Annotated in this window: 12 protein-coding genes; 5 read left to right on the top strand and 7 right to left on the bottom strand. The window is 52.7% G+C overall.

Going from position 1 to position 16,799, the window contains the following annotated elements:
• The gene (gene gltB / locus HCZ99_RS01810; protein ID WP_167445192.1) at window positions 1-4,566 is read left to right on the top strand and encodes a glutamate synthase large subunit; all 4,566 of its coding nucleotides are present in this window, start codon (window positions 1-3) and stop codon (window positions 4,564-4,566) included.
• A gap of 283 nt (window positions 4,567-4,849) precedes the next feature.
• On the opposite strand, the gene HCZ99_RS01805 is transcribed toward gltB, so the two are convergent.
• The 4 genes from HCZ99_RS01805 to HCZ99_RS01790 all read right to left on the bottom strand — a co-directional run bounded on the left by HCZ99_RS01805 (window position 4,850) and on the right by HCZ99_RS01790 (window position 10,120).
• Window positions 4,850-5,080: a hypothetical protein gene (locus HCZ99_RS01805; protein WP_167445191.1), complete on the bottom strand. Its 231-nt coding sequence runs from the start codon at window positions 5,078-5,080 to the stop codon at window positions 4,850-4,852.
• Window positions 5,081-5,306: 226 nt separating this feature from the next.
• Window positions 5,307-5,528: a hypothetical protein gene (locus HCZ99_RS01800; RefSeq protein ID WP_167445190.1), complete on the bottom strand. Its 222-nt coding sequence runs from the start codon at window positions 5,526-5,528 to the stop codon at window positions 5,307-5,309.
• A 284-nt stretch (window positions 5,529-5,812) separates the two neighbouring features.
• Window positions 5,813-8,170, bottom strand: a complete 2,358-nt coding sequence (locus tag HCZ99_RS01795) for an ATP-binding protein (RefSeq protein WP_167445189.1) — start codon at window positions 8,168-8,170, stop codon at window positions 5,813-5,815.
• Window positions 8,171-8,221: 51 nt separating this feature from the next.
• Complete coding sequence (locus HCZ99_RS01790) at window positions 8,222-10,120, bottom strand: ABC transporter substrate-binding protein (RefSeq protein ID WP_368484211.1); 1,899 nt, start codon at window positions 10,118-10,120, stop codon at window positions 8,222-8,224.
• Between the two features lie 486 nt (window positions 10,121-10,606).
• Between HCZ99_RS01790 and HCZ99_RS01785 the strand changes: the two genes are divergently transcribed.
• The 4 genes from HCZ99_RS01785 to HCZ99_RS01770 all read left to right on the top strand — a co-directional run bounded on the left by HCZ99_RS01785 (window position 10,607) and on the right by HCZ99_RS01770 (window position 13,676).
• Window positions 10,607-10,921: a hypothetical protein gene (locus HCZ99_RS01785; protein ID WP_167445188.1), complete on the top strand. Its 315-nt coding sequence runs from the start codon at window positions 10,607-10,609 to the stop codon at window positions 10,919-10,921.
• A 160-nt stretch (window positions 10,922-11,081) separates the two neighbouring features.
• Complete coding sequence (locus HCZ99_RS01780; protein ID WP_167445187.1) at window positions 11,082-12,296, top strand: hypothetical protein; 1,215 nt, start codon at window positions 11,082-11,084, stop codon at window positions 12,294-12,296.
• A 135-nt stretch (window positions 12,297-12,431) separates the two neighbouring features.
• Complete coding sequence (locus HCZ99_RS01775; RefSeq protein ID WP_167445186.1) at window positions 12,432-12,791, top strand: TraR/DksA family transcriptional regulator; 360 nt, start codon at window positions 12,432-12,434, stop codon at window positions 12,789-12,791.
• 240 nt (window positions 12,792-13,031) lie between these two features.
• On the top strand, window positions 13,032-13,676 hold the full coding sequence (locus HCZ99_RS01770) for a hypothetical protein (protein ID WP_175581365.1): 645 nt from the start codon (window positions 13,032-13,034) through the stop codon (window positions 13,674-13,676).
• A 44-nt stretch (window positions 13,677-13,720) separates the two neighbouring features.
• Here HCZ99_RS01770 and HCZ99_RS01765 read toward each other — a convergent pair whose 3' ends face one another.
• The 3 genes from HCZ99_RS01765 to HCZ99_RS01755 are packed head-to-tail and all read right to left on the bottom strand — an operon-like array spanning window position 13,721 to window position 16,574.
• Window positions 13,721-14,449, bottom strand: coding sequence for a Crp/Fnr family transcriptional regulator (locus HCZ99_RS01765; RefSeq protein ID WP_167445185.1), 729 nt, complete (start codon window positions 14,447-14,449; stop codon window positions 13,721-13,723).
• A gap of 3 nt (window positions 14,450-14,452) precedes the next feature.
• Window positions 14,453-15,118: a response regulator transcription factor gene (locus HCZ99_RS01760; RefSeq protein ID WP_167445184.1), complete on the bottom strand. Its 666-nt coding sequence runs from the start codon at window positions 15,116-15,118 to the stop codon at window positions 14,453-14,455.
• Window positions 15,119-15,170: 52 nt separating this feature from the next.
• Window positions 15,171-16,574, bottom strand: coding sequence for a cache domain-containing protein (locus tag HCZ99_RS01755; RefSeq protein ID WP_167445183.1), 1,404 nt, complete (start codon window positions 16,572-16,574; stop codon window positions 15,171-15,173).
• Between the last annotated feature and the right edge of the window lie 225 nt (window positions 16,575-16,799).

The raw sequence follows: 16,799 nt of genomic DNA, 5'->3' as shown, positions 1-16,799 counted from the left end.
ATGAACAAGATCGTTCAGGACAAACTAGAACAAAGCCAGGCAGCCGTTGACGTCGCGCGCTTTGAAAAGAACGCGGCCCATCTTGAGGCCAGCGGGATGTATGACCCAGCCGAAGAACACGCCAACTGTGGTGTGGGCCTTGTTGGGGCGATTGATGGCAAACCGCGCCGCGAAGTTGTCGAAGCTGGTATCGAAGCCCTGAAAGCCATTTGGCACCGTGGTGCTGTTGATGCCGATGGTAAAACCGGCGATGGCGCGGGTATCCACCTTCAGATTCCGCAGGACTTCTTTAAGGCATACCTTAAGGTCATCAATCAGGAAGCCCCTGATACCTTGATCGCGGTTGGCCAAGTCTTCTTGCCGCGTATTGATATGGCCGCACAGGAACGTTGCCGTGCGATTGTTGAAACCGAAATCCTGAAACAGGGTTACGGCATTTTGGGTTGGCGTCAGGTGCCGGTCGATGTGTCTGTCATTGGTGAAAAAGCCAACCAGACTCGTCCCGAGATCGAACAAGTCTTGATCGGTGTGCGCGACGATGTTGACGAAGAACAGTTCGAAATCGATCTGTATGCGATCCGTCGCCGTGTTGAAAAAGCTGTCCTGTCCGAAGCGATCAAAGATTTCTACATCTGCTCGATGTCGTGCCGCTCGGTTATCTACAAGGGCATGTTCCTTGCCGAAGACGTTGATACCTTCTATCCGGATTTGCGCGACGAGCGGTTCGTGTCGAACTTCTGCGTTTACCACCAGCGCTATTCGACCAACACCTTCCCAAGCTGGCCGCTGGCACAGCCGTTCCGTGTTTTGGCCCATAACGGCGAAATCAACACGCTGCGCGGTAACGTCAACTGGATGAAAAGCCACGAAGCACGCATGGCACATGATGCGTTTGCTGAAAGCATTGATGACCTTAAACCGGTCATTCAGCCGGGCTCCTCGGATTCCGCTGCTCTTGATGCCGTGTTTGAGCTGATGGTGCGTGCGGGCCGTGACCTGCCGATGGTGAAAACCATGATGGTGCCAGAAGCTTGGTCGAAAAAGGCATCCACGCCAGACAGCTATAAAAACCTTTATGCCTATTGCAATGCCGTGATGGAACCGTGGGACGGTCCAGCCGCACTTGCGGCTTACGGCGGTGAATGGCTGATGGGCGGGACGGATCGCAACGGTCTGCGTCCGCTGCGTTACGCGGTAACCGGCAATGGTCTTTTGATCGCTGGCTCCGAAGCCGGCATGGTTCACATCGACGAAGAGCGCTGCCTCGAAAAAGGCCGGCTTGGCCCGGGCCAGATGATCGCGGTGAACCTTGCAGAAGGCAAACTGTTCCACGATGGCGAATTGAAAGACCGTCTGGCGAACCGTCGTGACTGGTCCAAATGGGTCGGTCGCACCAAGGTGCTTGATGATCTGATTTCAGCCGATCGTGTTGAAGCCTCGAACATTGATAAAGAACAGCTGCTACGCCTGCAGAAATCGATGGGCCTGACCCACGAAGATCTTGAACTTATCCTGCATCCGATGGGCGAAGATGGCAAAGAAGCCATTGGTTCGATGGGCGATGATACCCCGCTTGCGATCTTGTCGGATCGTTATCGCGGTCTGCATCACTTCTTCCGTCAGAACTTCTCTCAGGTGACCAACCCGCCGATCGATTCCCTTCGTGAAGCACGGGTCATGAGCCTGAAAACCCGTCTCGGCAACCTTGGCAACATCCTTGATGAGGATGAAAGCCAGTGTGATTTGCTGCAGCTTGAAAGCCCGGTTCTGACCAACGCCGAATATGACGCCATGCGCGGTTATATGGGCGATACGGCGGTCGAAATTGACACCACCTTTGACATCAATGGCGGTAAGCTTGCCCTGCGTGAAGCCATTTCACGCATTCAGCGCGAAGCCGAAGAAGCCGTGCGCGGCGGGGCTTTGCACGTCATTCTGACCGACGAAGGCATTTGCGAAACCCGTGCGGCCATCCCGATGGTTTTGGCAACCGGGGGCGTTCACAGCCATCTCGTGAAAACGTCGCTTCGTACTTATATCTCGCTGAACGTGCGCTCAGCCGAATGCATGGATGTGCATTACTTTGCTGTTTTGATCGGTGTCGGTGCGACCACGGTCAACGCCTATGTCGCGCAGGAAGGTTTGCTTGATCGCTATGCGCGCGGCCTGTTCCCGAATGTTTCGGGCAGCGTCGAAGTCATGCAGCGTTTCAAGGCGGCGATTGATGCGGGCTTGCTCAAAATCATGTCGAAGATGGGCATTTCGATCATCAGTTCCTATCGTGGGGGCTATAACTTCGAAAGTCTCGGCCTGTCGCGTTCCTTGGTTGCGGAATTCTTCCCGGGCATGCCATCGCGCATTTCGGGCATTGGTCTGCAGGGGATTCAGCGTCGTTGCATCGCCCAGCACAAAGAAGCTTTCAACGGCAATGTTGTGACTTTGCCGGTTGGTGGTTTGTACAAATACCGCCGTTCGGGCGAACGCCATGTTTGGACCGGTCCGCTGATCCATACCTTGCAGTCGTCTGTAACCACAGGCAGCTACAACACATTCCGCAAGTTTTCCGAAGGTCTGCGCTCCCGCGAGCCGCTGCATCTTCGTGATTTGCTTGATTTCAGAAGTGATCGCAAACCGGTTCATCAGGACACGGTCGAAAGCATCACCGAAATCCGTAAGCGTTTCGTGACACCGGGCATGTCCCACGGGGCTCTGTCGACCGAGGCCCACGAAGCCCTTGCCATTGCCATGAACCGGATCGGTGCAAAATCGAACTCCGGCGAAGGCGGGGAATCGCGTGAACGTTTCCGTCCGCGTGCGAACGGTGACAATGCGCGTTCCTCGATCAAGCAGGTTGCTTCGGGTCGCTTTGGGGTGACGGCTGAATATCTGAATAACTGTGAAGAAATTCAGATCAAAGTCGCCCAGGGTGCAAAACCGGGCGAAGGTGGTCAGCTTCCAGGCTTTAAGGTCACGGTCGAAATTGCGCAGCTGCGTAATGCAACGCCGGGCGTTACCCTGATTTCACCGCCGCCGCACCATGACATCTATTCGATCGAAGATCTGGCCCAGCTGATCTATGACCTTAAACAGATCAACCCGCGTTGTAAGGTCTGTGTGAAACTGGTGTCGCGTTCAGGTGTTGGAACGATTGCAGCTGGTGTTGCCAAGGCAAAAGCCGACGTGATCCTGATTTCCGGGTACGACGGTGGTACGGGTGCAAGCCCGCAGACCTCGATCAAATATGCCGGTATTCCATGGGAAATGGGCCTGTCGGAAGTCAATCAGGTTCTGACGCTCAACAACCTGCGCGATAAGGTTAAATTGCGCGTCGATGGCGGCTTTAAAACCGGCCGTGACGTTGTGATTGGCGCGATGCTTGGTGCCGAAGAATTCGGTATCGGGACCGCATCCCTGATCGCCCTTGGGTGCATCATGGTGCGTCAGTGCCATTCCAACACATGCCCGGTTGGTGTCTGTACGCAGGACCCGGCACTGCGCGCCAAATTCGTTGGCACCGCGGACAAGTTGGTTAACCTGTTCACCTTCATGGCCGAGGAAGTCAAAGACGTTCTGGCCGAGCTTGGCTATGACAAGCTTGAAGATGTGATCGGTCGCTCGGAACTGCTTCAGCAGGTTCACCGTGGCGCGAAAGACCTTGTTGACCTTGATTTGAACCCGCTTCTGGCTCAGGCCGATGCTGGTGGTCATGCACGTTTCTGCACGACGATTGGTCGTAACGAAGTGCCTGATACGCTTGACGCTCAGATGATCAAGGATGCGCACGCGCTTCTTGAAGACGGCGAAAAGATGCAGCTTCAGTACAACATCCAAAATACCCAGCGCGCCATTGGCACGCGGATGTCGTCCCTGATCACGCAGAAATACGGCATGACCGGCCTGAAGCCGGGGCATTTGCATGTACGTCTGCGCGGGTCTGCAGGGCAGTCGCTTGGGGCCTTTGCCGTGCAGGGTCTTAAGATCGAAGTACAGGGCGATGCCAACGATTACGTCGGTAAGGGCCTGTCGGGCGGGACGATTGTTTTGCGTCCACGTCCATCCAGCCCGCTTAAGACCAACGAAAACACCATCATTGGCAACACCATTTTGTATGGCGCGTCGGCTGGTAAGTTGTTTGCTGCGGGTCAGGCCGGTGAACGTTTCTGTGTGCGTAACTCCGGCGCGCTTGTCGTGGTCGAAGGATGTGGCTCGAACGGTTGTGAATACATGACCGGTGGTACCGCAGTTATCCTTGGCTCGGTTGGTGAAAACTTTGGCGCTGGCATGACCGGCGGCATGGCCTTCATCTATGACGTCGATGGCACATTCCCTGATGTGGTCAATGATGGTTCGATCCTCTACCAGCGCATCGAAACCGACCACTGGGATGAACAATGTCGTTCCCTGATCCAGGAACACGTCTTGGAAACCGAAAGCGGCTATGCACGAACCATTCTTGATAACTGGGATCGTGAACGCGGTAACTTCTGGCAGATCGTGCCAAAGGAAATCGTCGACAAGCTGGAACACCCCATTCGCTCGATGAGCGAAGACCAGGCAACTGCGTGATCTGATCACGCTTTTGCGCAAGCTCCCTTGTCCAACACACCTGGACAAATAAACTAGCCCCGTACTTCGGTACGGGGCTCTTTTCTTGGCCGACTTGCAACCAGATATGAAAATGGCGGGTAAGAATGACCCGCCTTTTTTATTGCGATGAGTATCGGGGATAAGCCGCACTAGGCCTTCGTTGAAGGGCTGCCGACAGGCCGTTTTGTTGGGAAATGTTGGGATATGGCGGGAACGATTACAGGACTACATAACTGCGCCCAAAAGCACAAAGCCCAGACTTTTACAGCAGGATATTCAGATAGGTGCCGCGCCGCGCATTGTGGTCAATTTGGTCGGTGGCAATCAGATTGCGCAACCGGGCAAGCTGTGCGGCAATGAAGCTGTCAGGGGATGGCTGATCCGGATTGGCTGGCAACCGCCCACGGGCACGTACGCCAACACCCTGCTGGGTGGTGCGGGCATCCTGCAAGCCTGTTTGGGATGATCCAGTGCCAATTCTGTTGGTGGGCATTTTACCGCTGACAATATCATTTAGGGTTAAGAAGACGTGATCTTAACATGCGTTGCGTGTTTTGTCATGAACCGGGCAGCAGGGCATTAAGCCCAGCCATACAAGTCGTTTTCGTCCAGCTGTTGGCTGAGCAGCGTAACTCTAGGCAGCAGATAAATTGCACCAGCATTCGGACAAAAAAAAGGGTGGCAACTGCCACCCCAGGGGACGCTAACGACAGGGAAAATTACGTTAAAATGTTCACTTTGGTCCCGCGTGCGCCGCTTGTTTCAAGCGGCTGATGTTCTGTCACAATAGAACCGATCGTTTTGGCAAGGCTGGTCGCCTTGTTAATCGCACCTTCAGCGGCAGCAAACGGCAAAGACGGGCCTGATCCACCTGGTGTGATCGCCTCGTTTACAGCCTGTGCTGCTGCGCTTAATCCTGAACCCTGAACTGAACCGATCATCCTGACCTCATTCCATCATCAATTTCGGTATTTCTCATGCCAAAAGAAGGAGAATACCATACGTAAGATTGGGCTATGTCGGGTGTAAAATAAAGTGACGGTTGTCACACCACACATCGGAACGGTAGCGCAGGGGTGTGCAATGGCTTATAAAACAACGCATTAGCGGTGCCAAAAAGGTAAAGAAAATTTTAAGGCGGCGGCTGGTATTCGCCTAGAGGCAACCACAAGTCGGTAAGAATCGACCAGCGTGAAGGGTAAAACCGTTTTGGCGAACCGTCTGCCTAGACGTTCCTGCGATTGTCGCGCAGTGCCAACGCATCATGGATGGCTTTTTGTAATTGCGCTGGCCGGAACGGTTTTTTGATAAACACGTAATTACCCAAAAGCTTATCGAGTTCCTTTTGCGACCGCGCGGGATAGCCAGACATAAAGACAACACCGTAATCGGGGTTTTGGCGCAATGCTTCGATGACCAGTTGCGGGCCACTGCGCCCGGACATGACAACATCGGTCAGGATCACATCGATTTTGTCGGTTTCTTCGGTCGCTTTTAGAATCTCAAGCGCTTCTTCGGTGCTTTTGGCGGAAACCGGCTGAAAACCAGCATCGTCAAGGATGATGCCCGCCGTTGTCCGCAAAGACTGTTCATCATCGACCACCAAAACGCGCTCGCCATTGCCCGGAATGTTGGCAATGACATTTTGCGGCAGGGCTTGGACATCTGCGCTTTCTGCAAACGGAAGATACACAGAGAAGGTCGTTCCTTCGCCTTCTATGGTTTCAACATTGATAAACCCGTTTGCTTCCTCGACCCAGCTATGAACAATCGAAAGACCAAGACCGGTTCCCTTGCCCGGCTCCTTGGTTGAGAAGAAGGGGTCGAAAATGTTGTCTAAAACCTCGTCGGGGATGCCAGAACCGGTATCTTGAACCGTGATGACAACAAACTTACCCGCGACATTGTCGGGATAGGTTTCGGCGTCATCATCCGCGTCACGTTGTGCCAAGGGTGGAATATCAACGCTGTGCGATGATATTTGCAATGTGCCGCCATCGGGCATCGCATCACGGGCATTAATCGCAAGGTTCAGCAAACAAGCCGACAGTTGGGTTGGGTCAACGCGGGTACAAAGTTCCGGATCGTCCGACCAGATATGAAGTGTGATCCGATGTTCAAGCATCGTGGTAAGAAGCTTTTCCATCTCGTTAAAGACGCTTTGCACCCGAACATTGGTTGGTTGATCAATCCGTCGGCGTGAAAACATCAAAAGCTGATCGGCAACGCTGGTCGCGCGTTCGCCCAGTGAAATGACATGATCAAGATATTCTTTGACCCGCTCCGGATCATCAATTTTGGCGCGGGCCACTTCGGCAAAGCTTAAAATACCGGCAAGGCAGTTGTTAAATTCATGCGCAACCCCGCCTGCCATTTGCCCAACGGCTTCAAGTTTCTGCGATGTGGCCAATTGGCGTTGAAGAACTTGTTGTTCCTCGGCCGCGCGGCGCTCGGCGGTGATGTCGCTGCCGGTGCCGCGATATCCTTTGAACGTGCCATCAATTTCAAAAACTGGCACGCCATTGATGCGCCCGAAATGCTTTTCACCTTGGCGCGACATCCACGAAAATTCGATGTTCTGGAACATAAGATGTGCGGCCAACCGCGAATTAAGGTGCCGCCATCCGCCCGGCCCTTCGCAATGAAGCCCCAGCTTATCAAAGGTCTTTCCTTGCGGGGATCCGTTGATATCCTCGACCAGCTGATAGAATTTATGGGACGCAAAGACGATTTTTAAATCAGGCCCCATTTCCCAGTACCAGTCCGCTGATGACAGGGTAAAGTCGCGAAAGCGTTCTTCGCTATCGCGCAGGGCATCTTGTGCGGCCTGATGCTGAAGCGTTCGGCGCTCAAGACTTTCTGCCATGGCATTCAGGCCACTTTCCAGCGTCCCGATTTCATCGCGCCCCATTGGCGTAAGGCGTGAACTTAAATTGCCAATCTGGATGTCATTAACAAACTGTGCTGCGGCAATCAGGCGCTTAAGGACGGTTTGCTGGGTAAACAAAAAGATCAAGAGCGACGTCAGTAAAATACAGGTCGCCGAACCAATGATCAGAACCGACTGCATCTGTCGCTGGCTTTCTTCAAGCCCTTGGGTCGATACCTTGAAATAGGCATACATAAACGGTTGGTTGGCATTTAGCGCAAACAGCGGCGTGATGCTGACCATATAACGGCCATCGCGATCATCGGCGGTAAACAGCACCTCTTTTTCCATATCTGATCGCAACGCGTCAGCCGGGAAATCAGGAAGGTCTTTGATCGTCCGCCCGATCATCATCGGGTCCATCGCGTGATAGATCGTGCCGTCAAAGGCAATTGCCATGGCCTGGCGCACATGGGGGCCCAGCAAAAGCTCCATCTGCTGGGCGTCACTGATCACCGAGATTTTAAGCTGCTCGTCCTGAATAAGTCGACCGGGGGCGCTGATTTGTTCGGTAATCCGACGGTCAATTTCGGCACCAAAATACTGAACGTAATAGAAGCCAAAAAGTCCCAGTAGAATGGTTTCCACGATCACAATCGAAAGTGCGATTTTGAAAACCAAACTGCCGATCATTCGGTCCAACAGCTTCTTCACGCGGTTCTTTTCCCCCTGTCGTCACCCGTGCGAGTGATCTTTTTGGTCGTCCTAATCTATATAGTACTGACTAGGGTTTGTCGGCGCAGGCGTGGCATAACTCCAGGCTGCGGGCATGACCTTTGGAACGTTATGGAAGTTCTTTGCCACCACCCCTTTGCGATTAAGCGGAAGCGCAATTCCCATAGCGTAAAACTGATCTGCGCTGATGTCGAGGATGTCGCGCATCAGTTGCATTTGTTTTTCCGAATTTGCCGTCGCTTTAAGCAAATCATACAGCGCAAGTTGCTCTTGCACAGGTAATGGTGGCGTTATGGCATCGGTACTATCGGGGTTCACGTACCAATTGGCCCATCCTGTCGCAAACCACGACGAATCCGCCGACACAGGTAGGTAGTTGATTGGGATGACCATGGCATCGAGGCCACCATCACCGCCCCAAGCACTTGCTTGATGGTCATTCTTTTCGCGCGAGGTCACAAAAACATCGCGCGATAAATTGCGGGCGGTAACGTCAATGCCAAGATCGCGCCAATACTGAATGACGGCACTGAGCATCTCGAAACGATCGGCACCTTCGGTATCAATCGTAAAGGACAGGCGTTTGCCGTCAGGACGCAGTAAAAAACCGTCTTCGTCTTTTTGCGACAGGTTTGCTTTTGCCAAGAAATCCGTGGCCAAGTCTGGATCGTGGCTTATGAATTGCCGTGCCAGTACGGCCCGATACAGTGGGCTTTCTGGCCGTGGGGCGGCCTGATGCGGAAGCGCACCCGGCGCAAAGCGTGAAATAATGGCTTCGCGATCAATGGCATAGGACAAAGCAACGCGGAAATTCTTGTCCTGGAAAATCTTGCGCAGAACCGTGTCCTTATCATTCAGGTTCAAAGATAAGGTCAGGTAATTCATGTCGCTTTCGATCAGGGTAAAGGGCTGCAAATTGTCATTGGCCGCCAGAATTTCATCTGCGCGCGCACTGACATGCCGTTCTTGCATATTGACCTTTCCGGCAATCGCCGCGTCGGCCGCGGCACTTTTTGACGGTACCCGCGTAAAGGCGACTTGATCGATATAGGGCAACTGACGCCCCATCGGATCGATCTTCCAGTAATAGGGATTCCGTTTGGCGATGAGCGGATCATCCTCGCCGTAAACACCGGTTAAAACCCACGCATTGAGTGTCGGTACATCCGGGCTGTGCCAGCGACTTGGATCATCAATTGAACCCGGAACGCCAAAGACATTGATAAAACGGTCTTTCCAGCCGGAAAATCCCTGCGCACGGGCTTCTTCGTCTGCCTTGGCATTGTATTTGGGCAAAAGCGGTTTTAAGAAATGGGCGGGATAACTGACCGGTTCGACCCCTTCGGGCCGTGCAAGGGCGGTTGGGAACAGGCCATAAGGCGTGCTGAACCGGAATGCGACCGTTGTTTCGTCGATTTTATCGACTTGGACGGTGTTGCCGCCTGCATTCAACCATTCTGGCACGTTCTCTGAGAAGGCCGGGTTGTTCAGGATGTCTTCGTACCAAAAAATGATATCGTCGGCGTCAAATGGTGCGCCATCAGACCAACGCATTCCCGGACGCAGCCGAAAGAAGAACTCTGTCGCATCGCTACTTGGCTGAAATGAAAGTGCGACATTGGGCACCGTTGTTGTCCATTGCGGCGTCCAGCGTAGCAGGGGCTCATAACCAATATTGCGGATCAACAGGGCATGATCGCGCGTACCGCGCTGGGCCATTTTCCATGTGCCGCCATACGCACCAATTTTGTCATTGGGGGTTACGATCATCGGCGTGCTGGGAAGACGTTCATCAATCGGGGGCAGGGTGCCGTCCTTGACTTGCTTTGCAAGGATCGGGGCTTGTCCAAAATCAGTCGCAGAGGATGTTGGCACGTCCATCAACATGACTGCCAAAATACCCAAAAAGATGTTTGCGTATGATTTCACCAAGTTTGGCCCCTTTGTCGTCCCGCAGCATGTCCGAACGTATTTATCAGACTAACCAAAGGTGGTGGATACTGCGTGTGGGCTTCAAGGTAAATAGACCAATTAACGAGATAAACCCCAAAATGATTTTGACGCGACTTTTGCGCGTATAATTCGTTTGGAAAAATGATCAATTATGATCGTGCATTTGCGCCTATTTTTCCCTATCTCATTGATAAATAAACGTTCAACATCAGGAAAACAGGCGGCCTTGGCGGATTTTAAATCATCATTTTTATGCGTGTTGGTTGTTTTTTACGTCCGACATTTCGAAACTATCGCGTGGCCATACAAAGGGGGTGTTACACTAAAGTTTAATAAAGACTAAATTAGAAATTTCATCGAAAATATCCAATCTACTGTGTTGATGAACCAATTTGGCCACGAGTCGCCCTGCGGCATCGCATGTGCTATGATTTGGTGTCCTTGCAGGGAATATTTAAAACCATGGCGAAATCACACGATCAGGATAAAGGCCCGTCAACCGGTTCATTCATGAACGGTCCCAAGCCTGCTGCGCCATTTCCCAAATACGAACCGGGCACAGATCCGGTTTTGACAGACCGACTACCGACGTCGTCAGCAATCACTTCGGCCCCACCTGCCGGGGTGCCTGATAGCCTCCCCGAAAGCGATAGTTTCACGGTCGCCGGTATTGAAGGGCGCATTGATCGCAACAAGGCCCATGTTGCCGGGAAACTGGTTGATACCGACCCGGATCAGGCGCTTCGCGTCATTCGAAACTGGCTGTTAAAGGAATAAGCAGCTCTTTTCACGTCGCTTATATTAGGGTTTTCCACGATAATTCTTGGGAATTTTCAAGGGCTTTGTCATGCTGGCCCTGAATATATCGTGATGTCTGATCTGTTTATAAAAATTGGCATCATATGGGGGTGTTTAGGTCTTACATATCGGGGGGTAAATGACCAATTTTGATCAGCTTATTTCAGACCAGTTTTGTGCATTTGACGCAGACTACTTAACGCAAAAGGCCGCTTTCGAAGCCCAGTTTGAACCGCTTCAGGAACGGCTGATCGCGATCCAGAAAACCGGCAACAGCATGGCCGCATCGGATCAGAAAATGGTCGAATGCAAATGGCTGCTTCTTTACACGGCCGATTGGAACACGCTGACAGGCAAGCTGGCCGATTTTGAAAAATCACTCGCTGACCATGATCAAGATTGGGCCAGCCAGCAGGTCGAAAGTGATGGCTCGTGGGGTCCGTGCTATGATCAATGGTTCCTGAAAGTCGATGCGATGATTGACGCGGTCAATACATTGGCCGACGCCGGGGACGCGCCGAAATATCCGTTTTTGTTTCTTGAACCCATCGCAACACCGCAAAAAATGGTCGCTTGGCTCGACAGTCAAAAAACCTCGCAAATCTATGCCGATGGGCTTGATCGTCGCGATGCCTTGGGCGCGGTTACCGCAACCTTGTCGCAGATGTGTTTTAAAAGCGAAATCCGCGATTACTTTAAGGCCCATGTTAAGGGCTTTGACCTGACCGATGACTATATCGCGACTTATAAAAACTGGCTTGATGCGTGGCAGGATGATCAAACCGGCTATTGGGGCGGCTGGTTTGCGACCAAATCAGACGGCGTGCTTAAAAGTCCGGACCTCAGCCTGACCTTTCATAATATTTCCTATCAGCATGGCAAGGTTGATTTATGGACCGAAATTTTTGCAACCACGCTGGCGATCCGCGATGACGCCTATCCGTTCGGGTGGAAACACAACGGTGATTTCAACAATCACAATAATTACGACGTGACCAAAATCTTTGACCTTGGCTGGTCCCAGGTGGATATGACCTCGCAAAAGGCGGCCTCTGCTGATATCGCAAAGATTGTGAACTGGTGCCTGACCAAATCCATGACGCCCGATGGCGGATTTATCGATGATCCGACTTTCTATAACTCGGTCGGGGCGGCCTATTATTACGGGGTGTCGTTTTTGGATCAGGCCCAATATTTCGGAACAGATAAACCGTTTTGGGCCGACGCCCCCTTTGCCGATGGTCCGGCCCTTTGTTGCAAAATCCAAAAGAAAATCAAATCCGAAGGATTGGACGACGACGAAGCCAAGGCAGCCATGGAAAAGTTGGTTGATGCCTGTGGAAACTGCACCTAACTAGGCGCGCATTTGGCGGCAAACGGACGGATTCTATGCACGAAATCTGAACTATCTTGTTGTTGGGGTTGGCGAAACGCCATCGACCAACCCCATATAGGAATAGAACAACAACAAAAAATCACGAGGTTCACGATGACTGACCGTAAAGATATCGATATTGCCGAACTGCGCGGACGTCTTGAAGCACGCCAAGCAGAACTGTTGGAAAGCTCCAGCCATTCAGAAGACTACCGCAAACCGGTCGATCTTGATCAACAAGCGGTCGGACGTCTATCGCGGATGGATGCTTTGCAAAATCAGGAAATGCATCTTGAACAGGAACGGCGCCGCGCGGCCGAGCTCGACCGGATTAAGGAAACACTGACCCGCATGGACAAGGACGAATATGGTCATTGCCATAACTGCGGCGAAGATATTCAGGTCAAACGTCTTGAATTTGATCCGACAACCCCGCTTTGTGTCGATTGCGCTGACCGGGTAACCCATGTCTGACTTTTCCCCGTACAAGCGTCATGTTCGTTGTTTTGTCCATGGCGCTATTTAAACGGGGAATGCGGATTGCCATATCGACTGACGAAGCTGCCAAACCGTGACAGGAGACACCCCTTGCCAGCGTTTTGGCAACCAACAAACCGCAGACGCAATCTGCCCTTTATGCCCTCGCGGCTGTCATTACCCCTTGCGGTGATGATCGCGGTCCTAATGGTGTGCGTCGTCGTGGGGCATTCGCGCATGGCGCTTGCCCAAACCGATGGATGCGGGCCGGTTCAAACACCTGCGACCACGCTTGAATTTATCAAGATGGACCCGATGCTTGATCGGCATCGCTCTGTGCGGTGGCTCAACAGTCGGGCCGGCGGCAGTGCGCGCTATCTGGTGACTGGCCTGACCGAATATGAAATGCGGGCATCGTTTAATATGCGTCTGATGCCGCGCGATGTTGGCTTTGGGCGCTATTGCCTGACCCCGATCACGGTTAATCCGCGTGTGGAAGTCATCAAGCATCTTGTTTATGTCGCATCCGAACTCGAACGGGGCAGTTGCGAATATAACGTGGTTTATGCCCACGAGGGGGAACACGTTAAAATTAATCAGGGCATGGAAGCCGACATTCAGGCATCCTTGGATGACATGGTCGATGATATCACTCGCAAACTGGCCGCAATGCCACCAATGTCGGGGGAAAATGTTGCCCGTTCGATCAAACGACTTCTGGCGGAATATGGTCGGGATTTTAAGCGCCGCCTAAAAGACATTGATCGCAACCGCCGCGAAGACCACAAACGCATCGACACCCCCGAAGAATACACAAAGCTGTCTTTGGCCTGTGGCCCGAACTCCGCCTTTCAAACTGTGCTGCCCCAGGCGGCGCGATGATTGTTTTCGCGGGGTGGATTTCCGTTTAGGGCAGATAGGACACGCTATTCCGCCGCGCCCAATTCTTCGTCTTCAAGACCCGCAACGGCGCGAACTTGGTCCGGAAGCGGGCGAAACACATTGCGCGCAACAAATTCAATCACGCCCCGACGGCGGAATTCGGCGATGGTGCGGCTGGCCGTTTCGGTGGTGATGCCCAGCATCGCACCAATATCTTCACGGCCGGGCAGGTGACACAGGCCGGTCTCTTGATCTGTCAAAAACAGGCACAATCTGGCGACCCGCTCGCGGGCGGTGCCGGTCGACATTTGCATCAACCAGTTATCCGATTCCACCACGGCCTGATGCCAACGGTTCAGAACCTGTTTGTGCAGACGCGGGCTTTCGCGGTCCAGCTTCTCAATGACAGCAATCGGGATGCGGCATAGTTCACTGTCCTGCAGGGCCTCTGCGTGATGGCTGAACGTTTCACTGACAAGGGCCTCAAGCCCGATGGTCCCGCCAGGGCGGACCACCCGCACGACGCGTTGCCCACCATCTGGCAGATAATGGACCAGTTTGATCAATCCACTGCGCAGGGTGAAAATCGACTGGGCTGTGTCGCCAGCGTTATAAAGGATGCCACGTTTGGCCACGGCAAGGTCTTCAACGGGCAAATGCACCAGTTTGAAGTCCTCGTCGGTCAGGTTGTTAAACAACGCAAACTGCCGCACGCCGCAATTGCGACACCGCGCAAGATCCGGTCGGAACAATGAATTGGCGTTATTACTCACGTCCTATCCTTCAAGGGTCACAAGACCCTTTTCAATCGCATAGCGGACCAAACCGGCCGAACTGTCGATATCAAGCTTGCGTTTGATGTTGCGGCGGTGGGTCTCAACCGTCCGCACGCTGATATCCAGCTCACGCGCGACGTGTTTGTTGCTGGCCCCTTTTGCCAACAATCGCAATACCGTGCGTTCGCGCGACGTCAACGGAACACCGTCATTGTCGCTGCTTTCGCCCGAGCTCATCCGTTCGAACGTTGAACTATATGCTTCGCCGCCATGCGCGATGGTTTCAATGGCGCGCACCATGTCATTGGATGACACATCTTTCAGGATAAAGCCCCGCGCGCCAGCTTCTTGGGCGGTGCGCAGATATTCCGGGTTTTCATGCATCGACAAAATGACGACTTTGGTGTCGGGCATGGTTTCGCGGAATTTTTCAGCGGCTTCCAACCCATTCATCACCGGCATCGAAATATCCATCAAGACAATGTCGGGCTGCAATTCACGCGCCAGCGACAGGGCCTCAACCCCGTTGCCTGCTTCGCCGATGATGTCGATATGCTCAAAACATTCCAGGCGCGACCGAATGCCATCCATGACAAGTGCGTGGTCATCGCACAAAAGAACACGCATCGGACGGGTAGCTGAATAGGTAAGATTGGCATTGTTCATCGGTCGAAACTTATTCCTGTCGCGTGAATATCATGGTCGCGTGATTGACAGACTAACTGCTGATGGACGTATCGGGTAGATCATTATGCGCATTTGCGGGAATAAATGCCGTAATGCGTGTGCCGTCATCGGGTTCGGAACGGACACTTAACCCGCCGCCATGGAACTCCATCCGTTCGCGCATGTTGCGCAAACCAATACCCGCACGCGGATCGCGGTTGCGGATATATCTGTTTGTTTCAAAACCGACCCCGTTATCATCAATACGCATGACAATACTTGGTCCTTCGCGCTTAATCAAAATCGTCACCACGGTGGCGTCTGCATGACGGACGATGTTGGTTAATGTTTCCTGCAAAACCCGATACAGCGTTGTTTTCTTGGCGATATCAAGCTGGTTGTCAATGGCGTCACATTTAACGTCGATGCGCATGCCCGACCGGTCTTCAAGTTCGCTACACATGCTTTCGATGGCGGGTTTCAGGCCAAGGTCATCCAAAACCGCCGGGCGCAAATCGCGTGAAATCTGTCGGACTTCCTGAATGGCATCTTGCAGCCGCTTGGCGGCTTTTTCCATTGGCTCAATCGCTGTACTGGAACTTTGGCCAATCCGGGCAATTGCGGTCTCGACCGCGTATTTGACGGATACAAGAATTTGGCTAATGCCGTCATGTAATTCGCGTGAAACCCGTGCGCGTTCTTGTTCCTGAACGTCGACAACGCGGTGGGTCAGTTCTTTCAGCTTGGCATCGGCCAATTTGCGTTCCGAAAGGGTCACGACCGTGCCTGATATCCCGACCAGCAACACCGCAAGGATGGTCACACCGACAATCGAAATCGTGGTTTCGCGGATATGGTTGGAAACTTCTGACTCGATTTCGGCGACCTGTTCGGAAATATCGTCGATATAAATCCCCGTGCCGATCATCCAATCCCATTTATCAAGCATCAGCGAATAGGAAATCTTTTCGGTCGGCATGCCGGTCGATGGTTTTTCCCAGACATGGCGCATGAAATCGCCGCCCTTTTCGGCATTGAAAATCAATCCCTGGATGACCGAGTTTCCGTTAATGTCGCGCAAATTCCAATAGGTTTGCCCCAGCCGCCATGGTTGCGGCGGATCGACAAGGGCCGTGCCATCACGGTCATAAATAAAGAAATAGCCATCCTCGCCATAAGACAGATCTTCAATGATCGCCTTGACCCGTTCCTTGGACACCGCATCAAGCGGGCTTGCCACGGAATAAATATGGTCAATCGATGCCATGGCCAGTTCAAGGTAACTTTTAAGCTCGTCCTTGCGCGATTTAAGGATGTTGCGCTCAAACGTTCTGATCTCGGCCTCGGCCAGGCGTTCGGCCTGGGCAAAAACCAGCCACGAAATGGCACTGGCCGCCAGAACAAGCGGCAGAATGGACAGCAAAAGAAACTTTAGTCGAAGATTAAGCTTCGGCATGGGCGTGACCGTTTTGGCAGCGGGGACTTTTTCGAAGGCCGGACCATAGCATATTTGCCACAAAAGTCTGCGCAAGAACACGGCTTCTCAACCATGAGGATAGGAGACGTCGGAGGATGTTTTCCATATGGTGAAAACGCGCTGGTCGCTCATGAGGATGATTGGTATTACCAATTTAACAGATCATGCTTTGACAGGGGGTGGGCAATGCGCATATATCATAAA

The sequence above is a fragment of the Thalassospira lucentensis genome (assembly GCF_011806425.1).
Lineage (GTDB): Bacteria > Pseudomonadota > Alphaproteobacteria > Rhodospirillales > Thalassospiraceae > Thalassospira > Thalassospira lucentensis_B.
The sequence above is the reverse complement of the archived record's forward strand: the minus strand, read 5'-3'. Positions and strand labels throughout refer to the sequence as shown.